Annotated in this window: 9 protein-coding genes; 6 read left to right on the forward strand and 3 right to left on the reverse strand. The window is 36.5% G+C overall.

Annotation, left to right across the window (positions count from 1 at the left end):
* The first annotated feature begins 17 nt into the window (after positions 1-17).
* The 3 genes from Q9M50_06815 to rpsI all read left to right on the forward strand — a co-directional run bounded on the left by Q9M50_06815 (position 18) and on the right by rpsI (position 2,271).
* On the forward strand, positions 18-1,325 hold the full coding sequence (locus tag Q9M50_06815) for a citrate synthase (GenBank protein ID MDQ7090342.1): 1,308 nt from the start codon (positions 18-20) through the stop codon (positions 1,323-1,325).
* Between the two features lie 115 nt (positions 1,326-1,440).
* Complete coding sequence (gene rplM / locus Q9M50_06820; GenBank protein ID MDQ7090343.1) at positions 1,441-1,869, forward strand: 50S ribosomal protein L13; 429 nt, start codon at positions 1,441-1,443, stop codon at positions 1,867-1,869.
* Between the two features lie 9 nt (positions 1,870-1,878).
* Positions 1,879-2,271, forward strand: coding sequence for a 30S ribosomal protein S9 (rpsI, locus tag Q9M50_06825; protein ID MDQ7090344.1), 393 nt, complete (start codon positions 1,879-1,881; stop codon positions 2,269-2,271).
* A gap of 124 nt (positions 2,272-2,395) precedes the next feature.
* Here the strand turns inward: rpsI and erpA are convergent, their stop codons facing one another.
* From erpA to serC, 3 genes are read right to left on the reverse strand one after another with little or no spacing between them, the layout of a single operon-like run.
* Complete coding sequence (gene erpA, locus Q9M50_06830) at positions 2,396-2,734, reverse strand: iron-sulfur cluster insertion protein ErpA (protein MDQ7090345.1); 339 nt, start codon at positions 2,732-2,734, stop codon at positions 2,396-2,398.
* Between the two features lie 37 nt (positions 2,735-2,771).
* Positions 2,772-3,860, reverse strand: coding sequence for a prephenate dehydratase (gene pheA / locus Q9M50_06835; protein ID MDQ7090346.1), 1,089 nt, complete (start codon positions 3,858-3,860; stop codon positions 2,772-2,774).
* A 28-nt stretch (positions 3,861-3,888) separates the two neighbouring features.
* A complete protein-coding gene (serC, locus tag Q9M50_06840; GenBank protein ID MDQ7090347.1) occupies positions 3,889-4,968 on the reverse strand; it encodes a 3-phosphoserine/phosphohydroxythreonine transaminase in 1,080 nt (359 codons plus the stop codon).
* Positions 4,969-5,529: 561 nt separating this feature from the next.
* On the opposite strand from serC, the gene Q9M50_06845 reads away from it, so the two are divergent.
* The 3 genes from Q9M50_06845 (at position 5,530) to Q9M50_06855 (ending at position 11,203) form a co-directional block, all read left to right on the forward strand.
* Positions 5,530-7,527: a TonB-dependent receptor gene (locus Q9M50_06845; GenBank protein ID MDQ7090348.1), complete on the forward strand. Its 1,998-nt coding sequence runs from the start codon at positions 5,530-5,532 to the stop codon at positions 7,525-7,527.
* Between the two features lie 215 nt (positions 7,528-7,742).
* Entirely contained in the window at positions 7,743-10,082 is a 2,340-nt protein-coding gene (locus tag Q9M50_06850; protein ID MDQ7090349.1) for a hypothetical protein, read from the forward strand.
* Between the two features lie 200 nt (positions 10,083-10,282).
* Positions 10,283-11,203 (forward strand): hypothetical protein, encoded by a 921-nt coding sequence (locus tag Q9M50_06855; GenBank protein MDQ7090350.1) that lies wholly within the window; start codon positions 10,283-10,285, stop codon positions 11,201-11,203.
* Positions 11,204-11,241: the final 38 nt, after the last annotated feature.

Here is an 11,241-nt window from a genome sequence, read left to right on the forward strand (position 1 = left end):
TTTTTTGAGAGGCTCAAATGTCACAAGATACTGTATCCTTTAGAAACAATAGCACGGGTGATGAGTCCGAGTTTCCCCTTTTAACAGGGACACATGGGGCACCTACCGTTAATATTGGTTCGTTGAATAAAAATTTAGGGTTATTTACCTATGACCCAGGTTTTGTTTCAACGGCAAGCTGTAAAAGTAATATTACCTATATTGATGGCGAGAACGGCGTATTGCTCTATCGGGGCTACCCTATTGAGCAACTTGCAAAACATAGTTCATTTTTAGAAGTCACTTATTTACTGATGAATGGTGAATTACCTAATAAACATGAATTATTTAGTTTTTCAGATGAAATTAATCATCACACTCTGCTACACGAATCCCTAAGTGGTTTTTTTGGGGGATTTCATTATGATGCGCATCCTATGGCCATGATGGTCGGGGTTGTGGGGTCTTTATCGGCTTTTTATCATAGCCAACTCAACATGGAAGATCCTGAACATAGACGCATATCTGCAATGCGTATGTTAGCAAAAATGCCAACCATTGCAGCCGCCTGTTATCGACACTCGGTCGGATACCCCATTGTCTATCCACGACGAGATTTAGATTATTGTGATAATTTTCTAAATATGATGTTCTCACTCCCCTCACAAACCTTTATTCAAAAAGATAAATATATTGAACCGATTACGGTTAAAGCCTTAAATTTACTCTTTATCCTTCATGCCGATCATGAGCAAAACGCCAGCACATCAACCGTACGTTTAGCGGGAAGTACAGGCGCAAATCCTTATGCGTGCATTGCCGCAGGTATTTCTGCACTTTGGGGCCCCGCTCATGGCGGTGCAAACGAAGCTGTTTTAAAAATGTTAGCGGAAATAGGAACGATTGATAACATTCCTAAATACCTTGCCAAAGCGAAAGATAAAAATGATCCTTTTCGTTTAATGGGGTTTGGTCATCGCGTTTATAAAAACTTTGATCCCAGAGCCACGATTATTCGTGAAACCTGCCATGAAGTCTTAGAACACTTTCCAACCGATGACCCGTTATTTGAATTAGCACTCGCCTTAGAAGAATACGCCTTAAAGGACGAGTATTTTATTGAGAAAAAGCTTTATCCTAATGTTGATTTTTATTCAGGCATCATTTATCGCGCCCTAAAAATCCCTGAAAACATGTTTACCGTGATGTTTGTTATTGCACGCACTGCAGGTTGGGTTTCCCATTGGTTAGAAATGATGGATGAACCCGTACAACGTATTAGTCGCCCTAGACAGCTTTATACAGGAAGTGCTAAACGTGATTATTTTTCAAAAAAAGACGCGTAATAACTCATTAATTTTGTTATTAAAACAACAAATAAACATAAACAGCTTGCTAACAGCTTAAGGGTTTAGTAAAATCCTCGCTCTTTGATAGCCTTAACAGAAAACTAACTAATAAATGAAAACATTTAGTGCAAAACCGGCAGAAGTTAAGCGCGATTGGTATGTAATTGATGCAGAAGGGAAGACGCTTGGTCGACTTGCCACAGAAGTTGCGCGCCGTCTTCGCGGAAAACATAAGCCTGAATATACCCCTCATGTGGATACAGGTGATTATATTATTGTCATCAATGCAGAGAAAATTGGTGTTACAGGCAATAAAGAACAAAATAAAATTTATTATCGCCATACAGGTTATGTCGGTAACATGAAGTCTGTCACACTAGGTAAACTAAGAAAAACCTTTCCAGATCGTATTATCAATACGGCTATAAAAGGCATGTTACCTAGAAACCCATTAGGTCGTGCTATGTTCAAAAAGTTAAAGGTTTATGCAGGCCCAACTCATGAACATCAAGCTCAACAACCTAAAGTGTTAGAACTCTAAAAAGGATAGATTATGGCAGCTCAGTATTATGGAACAGGTCGACGTAAAAGTGCAATTGCACGGGTATATGCGATCTCAGGTTCAGGTAAGATTACGATTAACAAACAATCAATTGAAGACTATTTTGGTCGTAAAACTGATCAAATGTTAGTCAAACAACCGCTTGTGTGTGTTGAAAAAACAACTGATTTTGATCTTAATATCATCGTCAAAGGCGGTGGTCCATCAGGTCAAGCAGGCGCAATTCGTCATGGATTAGCTCGTGCATTAATGGATTTTGATGAAACGTTACGCGCTCCTTTGAGAAAAGCTGGGTATGTTACTCGTGATTCTCGTCAAGTTGAACGTAAGAAAATCGGCTTGCACAAAGCTAGAAAGCGTCCTCAGTATTCAAAACGTTAAGTTTGAATCAAGCGGTCGAAAAAAGGGGAATCGAAAGATTCCCCTTTTTTTATGTCCTGATAAAAAGCAGTGTAACAAGGCACTGCTTTTTTCTACCGTCTATGGTATCAACAAGGATAACTCGTTAGGTTGAAAAAGAAGAACCACAGCCACACGTTGTAGTTGCATTTGGGTTTCTAATCACAAACTGAGAGCCGGCCACATCTTCTTTATAATCAATTTCCGCGCCCGTTAAATAACCAATACTCATAGAATCGACTAAAACGGTGACTCCGCCATTTTCGACTTGCGTATCATCCTCATTCACTTCTTCATCAAAGGTAAACCCATACTGAAAACCAGAACACCCCCCCCCAGTGACATAAACTCTGAGTTTTAAATTGTCATTACCTTCGTCAGCAATTAAAGTACCGACTTTCGTTGCCGCACTATTTGTAAAAATAATAGGATTTTCCATATTAATGCCTCTATTGTTATCGTTAAAAAAGAGAAGACCTATCTTATATCACAGCTTTTGGATAAGAGCCTAAGATATTTAACAAAGTCACATTATTTTTTAAATGCGCCAATGCTTTTGCAACAGGCTCATCATCTTGATGCCCGTCAATATCAATAAAAAATACATAGTCCCACAAGCCTTGTCGAGAAGGACGCGACTCAATATGAGTCATACTAATCCCTTGTTCAGCAAACGATTCTAGCATTTTATGTAATGCGCCCGATTTATTCCCCATGGATAACACCAATGAGGTTTTATCTAAACCTGTTGATTCGGGTCGTTGTTTACCGATAATCATAAACCGAGTGGTATTATTAGGCTCATCCTCAATATTTTTTTCAATAATATTTAACGCATATAAATCTGCGGCGACTTTACCTGCAATTGCCACCTTATCATTACACTCTTTCACCGATTTTACCGCCTCCGCATTACTACTGACAGGCGTTAGTTTGGTATTCGGTAAATTCGCCTCTAGCCATTGACGACATTGGGCCAATGATTGTTGATGTGAAAGCACCTCGGTCACTTCTGATAGCTTATTGACATTGCCAATTAAATTTTGATGAACCCGTATTTCAACTTCCCCACAAATTTGCAAGGGGGAATTTAAAAAGCAATCTAAGGTATGAGCAATAACGCCTTCCGTAGAATTTTCAACAGGAACAACACCAAACTGGCAATGATCGTTTTCAACACTGTTAAAAATATCCAGAATGCTACTAATCGGTTGTGCATGAACCGCATGACCAAAATGTTTAAACGTAGCTTGCTGTGTAAACGTGCCTTCAGGCCCTAAAAATGCGACTTCAAGCGGTTTTTCTAATGCCAAACAGGCCGACATAATTTCTCGAAAAAAAGACACCATCGTATCGCCACTTAAAGGCCCTGTGTTTAGCTCACGAATACGGCGTAACACTAAAGCCTCACGATCAGGACGATAAAAAGTTATTTTTTCACCCGTCGATAATTTAGTTTTAGCCACTTCCATTGCACAATTTGCACGTTGATTAAGCAGTTCTAAAATTTTCGTATCAATTGTATCAATTTGCTGACGTAGCTGAGGCAAAGGAATAATATCAGAAGTCATTTTTTTGGTCATGGTTGTTTAAACCCCTTTAAGACGTTTTTTCAAATTCTGCCATAAACTCAATGAGGGCATCAATTCCAGAATCCGTCATTGCATTATAGATACTTGCACGCATTCCTCCAACAAGGCGATGACCTTTCAATCCCACTAATCTATTGGCCGTTGCGCCCGCTAAAAAGGCTTTATCTAAGGCCGCATCATTTAGAACAAAAGGGATGTTCATTCGTGAACGATGAATCGTATTAACGGGGTTTGAATATAAGGTTGAATTATCAATCGCGTGATAAAGTTTAGTTGCTTGAGCTTTATTTTGCTTTTCTATTGCAGCCACACCGCCTTGTGCTTTTAACCATTTCATCACTAAGCCCACTAAATACCAGTTATAGGTTGCAGGGGTATTTAACATTGAATCATTTTTAGCTTGTTTCGCGTAATCAAATATGTCGGGAAGGGATGGATCGACCTGACCGATTAAATCATCACGAACGATGACCACGGTTACGCCACTCGGCCCCATATTTTTTTGTGTGCCAGCATAAATAAGGCCATAACGACTCACATCCACGGAGCGCGATAGAATGTTAGATGACATATCACAGACTAATGGAATGTCTTTAATTTCAGGGATGGTTTGAAACTCAACCCCTTGAATGGTTTCATTGCTGGTGTAATGTAAGTAAGCGGCATCGGAATCAAGCGTCCATTCACTTAGCGCGGGAATATCGGTAAAGTTTGATTCTTCCCCTGTTGCCGAAAGAATGACATCACAATAGTTTTTTGCGGCCTTTATGGCTTTGGTTGACCACGCGCCTGTGTTAACGTAACAAGCTTTGGTTTTACCGCGTAAAATATTTTGAGGAATAAAAGAAAACTGACCCGTCGCGCCGCCTTGGAGAAATAAGACTTTATAATTATCAGGAATAGCAAGGAGTTCAATTAAATCGGCTTTAAAGGCTTCGGCGATTGACATAAACTCTTTACCGCGATGACTCATTTCCATGACGGATAGGCCACTGCCCTGCCAATCTAATAATTCTGTTTGAGCTTGTTTTAAAACGTCTTCTGGAAGTACCGAAGGGCCTGCGCTAAAATTAAATGCTCTTGACATTAATAGGATTCCTTACGTTGAATGTTAAATAAAAATAAATGGGGATAGTGTAGCATGTATTTTTTGATAAGAATCAAGTGGAGTATAAGCTTAGGGTGTTTTTTAACAGGGCCTAGTAATTTTTGTGAATGATGGTTTTATTTTAACGTTAAATGGGGTGGTATTGGTTACCCTATACATTTTTTTCAAGTGAAGAACGTTTGTTATTTTTTATTTAATGAGAACGTGTGAACTCTTTAGACCTAACAGCTAGAGAACGGGGTTGATTATTTTTAAAAATGAGTGATTTTTATGACGGTAATTGCTTACAAACACACGATAGAATAAGGGTTTTATTGTTTGAATAAAATCTGTATTTTTAACGTTTTCAGGTTGAATATCAGGTTTAATTGAGTTTAAAATAGCGGGGTGAATCAGTTTTTTTGTGGTTTAAAAAAAATGATAGAAATAGATTTTAGTATTTTAATACTCTTTAAGAACAGAGCTACTTGCCACGGTTCCTTATTTAATTTAGAGTACCCTTAAAGTTATTATGTGAGTTTTTAAAATGAGATTTAGAATATGTACAAGCAAACAGTCAGTTTATTATTATTAGTCGCGGTAAACTGCCCTCTTTATGCCGATAATCAGCTAGAAGATGACGTGTCAATGGAGGAGTTGATAGGTAAGTCTTTTGAAGAAATAGGACAGTATGTCACAACAGCTTCTAAGATGAAGGAAAAAGTAAGTAAATCTGTTGCGACAACAACTGTTATTGAGCAAAAACAAATTAAAGAAATGGGCGCGCGTAATCTATTAGATATTTTAAAAACTGTGCCTGGTTTTGGCGTTACTCAATCAATTCTAGGTACTCGTCAAATTGAAGTACGTGGTATTAGAACGAATAATTCAGAAAAAATACTATTTCTACTCAATGGTCACCCACTTGATCATCAGTTATTAGGAGCAACTAGTAATTTAACCTACGAAGACCTACCCGTTGGTACGATTAAACGGATAGAAATTGTACGTGGATCTAGTTCAGCATTGTATGGTGCGAATGCTTTCATGGCGGTAGTTAATATTATTACCCAAAACGCTAAAGATTTGGATGGTTTTCATGCATCTGCTGGAATAGGTAGTTTTGACACTCAACAATACCAAGTTTCTTGGGGAAAACTATTTGACAATGGTTTTGAAGCAGCTTTGCATTTTAATTATGCTGATACTAATGGTATTGACTCCCCACTTTATACAGATAATTCTCGTACACTATTGGGAACAAGTAAGCTTACGGAAGAGCGTATTGATTTTGAATGGCAATTAGCTTACGAAGACTTTAAATTTGATGGTCGGTATATAAATAAAAAACAAGGCACGTTTTTTGGAATTACAAATATTCTTAGTGATGATAAAGCAGAGCAAGATTTTAGTAACTACTTTCTTAAATTAAGTCGTGAATGGAAAATTAACAATTCATTTACATTGGACACACAACTTTTCTACGATTCTTTTGACTATGATGTTACGTGGAATATTGCTCCAGATACATATCTTTTTCCCCGTTTTTCTGATACTCGTCTTGGGGGAGAGCTTGTAGCTACCTATGTTTTTAACAACACTCAAACACTAATAGTAGGAGCTTCTTACGCAGAAGAATCACATGAAAACCTTAAAGATAAAATAGGGCGAACTTATTCTTCTTCAATCGATGTGCCTCATACCTCAGCAGAATACAAACGTAGTCGTTGGGGGGTTTACATGCAAGATGTTTGGGATCCAATTAAGGATTTTCGTTTAACTGTAGGTCTGCGCTATGATGAATACAGTGATTTTGGTGGCACATTAAACCCGAGAGTGGGGTTTAATTGGGAATTTAGTGAAGGTTATTCATTACGATTTTCTTATGGAACAGCTTATCGCCCACCATCTGTTGGAGAATTAACCTTAAAAAATAACCCCGTTATACTTGGTAACTCTGCACTTACTCCTGAATTAGTAGAAACACTTGAAGGAGGAGTTATTATACAACCAATAAAAGGATTAACACTTCAAGCAACATATTACTATACTGACATAAATAAAATTATTACTCCCACAGGAACACTGACTCTACAAACTTATAACAATACAGGTCATATCATCACACAAGGCGTTGAAACTGAAATTCGTTATAATTTTATGGACGATTTTTTTAATGGTTCTTATTTGAGTGCTAATGGTGTATGGCAAAATAGTATACAATTGGATCGCCAGTTAGCTGATGTCCCACGTTATCGAGTTAATTTAATGGCTAATTGGGCTATTGATAAAACATGGAGTAGCTTTGCACATGTACTGATTAAAAGTAGTACACCACGAAACTTAGGTGATACACGTGATGATCTGGCAGGTTATGCAGTGGTTAACCTAGGAATACTAGGAAAAAACCTTTTTAATAAACAATTTGACATTGGATTTAATATTCATAATTTATTGAATAAAAAATATTATGATCCAGCTCCACAAAACTTAGATTTTGTAGGTGACTTTCAAGCAGAAGGAATTAGTTTTCTTGGTCATATAGATGTACATTTTTGATTTCTACTCATTACATAAAAATATCTGTTTTTAATTTCCATAGCTTGTAGGGGGATGAGTACACTAAAAGAGTTATAAATAAAATATAAAATAATTATTAAGAGATACTAAAGCGTCTTAATTTTTATTTTGTTAGTATTTAAACTATTGTTTGTGTATAAGTTGAGATTTTATACGAACAATAATCTTTAAAAATATTAGTTAGGTATAAATAAATGCAACCTTTTGAATTACCAGATTTTTATTCGCCTTGGCCTGCACGAATAAACTCAAACCTAAATTCTGCACGGATACATTCTAAAGCATGGGCTTATGAAATGGGCATACTTGGCTCAGAAGAGGATGCAAAAAGTTTAAATATTTGGGATGAACGTACTTTTGATGCTCATGACTATGCTTTACTATGTTCTTATATTCATCCCGATGCCCCAGAAGCTGAGCTTAACCTAATAACTAATTGGTATGTTTGGATATTTTTTTTCGACGATCATTTTTTAGAAATATATAAACGTAGTCATGACATAACGGGAGCAAAAGAATATCTTGATCGCTTACCTTCCTTTATGCCTATACATCCTATAGAATCAGTACCGATTCCAACAAACCCTGTAGAGAATGGATTAGCAAATTTATGGCCGCTTACTGCATTTACTAAATCAGAACAATGGCGAGTACGTTTTTTTGATAATACTAAGAATCAATTTGATGCTTCTTTATGTGAACTTGCTAATATTAACCAAGAGAGAATACCTAACCCCATCGAATTTATTGAAATGCGAAGAGTAGTTGGTGGCGCATTGTGGTCATCTGACCTCACTGAACATGCCATGTTTGTGGAAATATCTGCTGAAATTACAACCACTCGCTCAATACGTGTATTGAAAGATAGTTTTGCTGATGCAGTGCATTTACGTAATGATATATTCTCTTACCAAAGAGAAATAGAAGAGGAAGGTGAAAATTCAAATTGTGTTTTAGTATTTGAAAAATTTTTCAATATTGGAGTGCAACATGCTGTCAATATTACTAATGATTTACTTACATCTAGATTGCAACAATTTGAGCATACAGCAATTACCGAGTTGCCATTACTTATCGAAAGGTATGCGATAGATTCAGCAGAATATGCTGAAATTATTTTATTTGTTAAAGGACTTCAAGATTTTCAATCAGGTGCTCACGAATGGCATATGCGTTCTAGTCGCTACATGAATAAAAAGACGAATACAAGTGGGTCAACAGGGCTAGGTACATCAGCGGTTGATATTAATTCTTTATATGGGTCTCTAGGTCTAGCACGGTTCAAAAACTATACTCATACTCATTATCAGTCTGTAGGCTCGACTACATTGCCAAATTTTTATATGCCCTTCTCTACGAGCTTAAATCCTCATTTAAAGGCAGCCCAAAAACACTCAAAAGATTGGGCGAAACAAATGGGAATGCTAGATCCTTTACGTAATAGACCTGATATTTTTGTTTGGGATGAGCGTAAATTTGATGCGGGTGGCTTGGCTTTATACAGTGCGTTAATTTGTCCAAATTCTTCAGTCTCTCAATTGAAACAGATAGCATCTTGGGTGACTTGGGGAACTTATGTGGATGATTATTTCACACGGTTATACGCTGGAGTCCATTATGATATGGTAGGAGCTAAAATTTTTGTTGCTAGATTAGCTGATTTCATGCCAGTCAACTCGGCTAGGGCTATGCCTGTTGCGACTAATCCTGTAGAATTTGGGCTATTGGACTTATGGAGTAATTCCACTAAAAAATTATCTAACGATAATTGTTGCTCATTATGCTCTACTATTAAAGACTTTGTTGAAAGTATGTTATGGGAACTTGCAAACCATATACAAAATAAAATTCCAGATCCTGTAGATTATGTTGAGATGCGTAGAAAAACATATGGTTGGGAATTGATAAAAATGTTTACTCAGCAGGTAGATCAAAATGAAGGTATTTTATCTAAAGTATATCGTACGAGAACAATGCAGGAAATAAGCAATGTAGCAATTGATTATATTTGGCTAACTAATGATATTTTTTCATATCAAAAAGAAATAGAATTTGAAGGGGAATTGCATAATGGGGTATTAGTTGCTCAATGCTTTCTTAATTGCAGTCGAATTCAAGCTGTTAAATTTCTTAATAATTTAATGGTTGCTAGAATGCAACAGTTTGAATATCTTATTACTAATGACTTGCAAAATATTTTTGAAAAATTCAGCCTAGATGAAAAGAGCCTTGAAAAATTATCAAAATATATTGAAGGGTTACAATATTTAATGTGTGGAAATCTTCAATGGCATCTAACGGTAGATCGCTATAAAGAATTCGAATTAAAAAATGAACAAGTGAGGTCAAGAAGACCTATTGAAAATTTTTCTGGGTTAGGTATGTCAGCGGCACAAATTACAACATTATTAAAAATAAAAAGAACAGAAGTACCCTCTCTACCCTTAGACCTAAAAATTAATAACATAAATTCAGATAAATTAGGTACTTCAGCAATACAAATTATAGATTTATTAAAAAATACTGAACGTTAAAACGGTTATAGTTTTACTTTTTAGTTTAGTAAGGTGAAAGTCTCACAAAGTAGAAGTCGGTACTTTAATTTTGAACGTAGTTAGTTAGACGTTTTGGTTTGTTCTTAATCACCTACTATTTTTTCTAGTGATTATTAGTATAAAAAACAACTAATTAACTTTAAACGTAGTTAAAACAACATTTTTATATAGAGGTTAATATGGCTGAAAATAATTATTTTAGTAGCGCAGATGCGCGTTCAATGGCAGAAGTAACCCAGTCCCCCTTACAATTACAAGGGGTTACTTCGCAATGGTTGTTAAAGGTATTACCGTGGGTTGATGTAACCGCTGGGGTTTATCAAGTAAATCGTACCGTGTACGATGAAAAGAAGAAAGAAGTTATTCAAACATCATCTGAATGCAATCATGATAAACCTGTTATTACTTTACCAAGAACAGCGTCTTTTCCTGAAATGACACCTGCCCCTCGGGTTTATGAGTTAAGTGTTGTGCAAACGATCTTAGGCTTACAATCACGAGCGGTTGATCTTTATAACGAACCCTTTAATACCAGTTCAACACAAATACAACTTACTATTCAAGCGTTACGTGAGAAACAAGAAAATGAACTAATCAATAATCCTACCTTTGGTTTATTGGCATCCATTTCTGATAAACAAACTATAAAATCAGCAAACAACCTTCCAACACCCGATGCACTTGATAGATTAATCTCTCTTCGACGTAATACACAATTTTTATTTGCACATCCTAAAACTATTACCGCATTCGGAATTGAATGCAATAAAGCTGGATTGATTATTCAAAATATTCCATTAGGCGAGAGTTTAGTACCATCTTGGCGCGGTATTCCTATCCTTCCTTGTAGTAAGATCCCTGTTAAAAAGGGTAAAAGCTCTATTCTCGCTATGCGTACGGGTGAAGATAATGGCGGAGTCGTCGGTTTACGTCCAAAAACCCTTCCTGACCAAGTGGAAGCAGGTATAAACCTTCGTTTTATGGGAATTAATGAGCAATCTATCATTTCTTACCTAATCAGTAATTACTTTTCGGTCGCGGTTCTTCTTCCTAATGCCCTCGGTATTCTTAAAGATGTTATCGTGGAAAGCACTGATTAAATAACTTCATCGTGTAAAGTAACGGTTATTAAGTCAAA

This window comes from Methylococcales bacterium (assembly GCA_030949405.1).
In the GTDB taxonomy this organism is placed as follows: Bacteria; Pseudomonadota; Gammaproteobacteria; order Methylococcales; family Methylomonadaceae; genus WTBX01.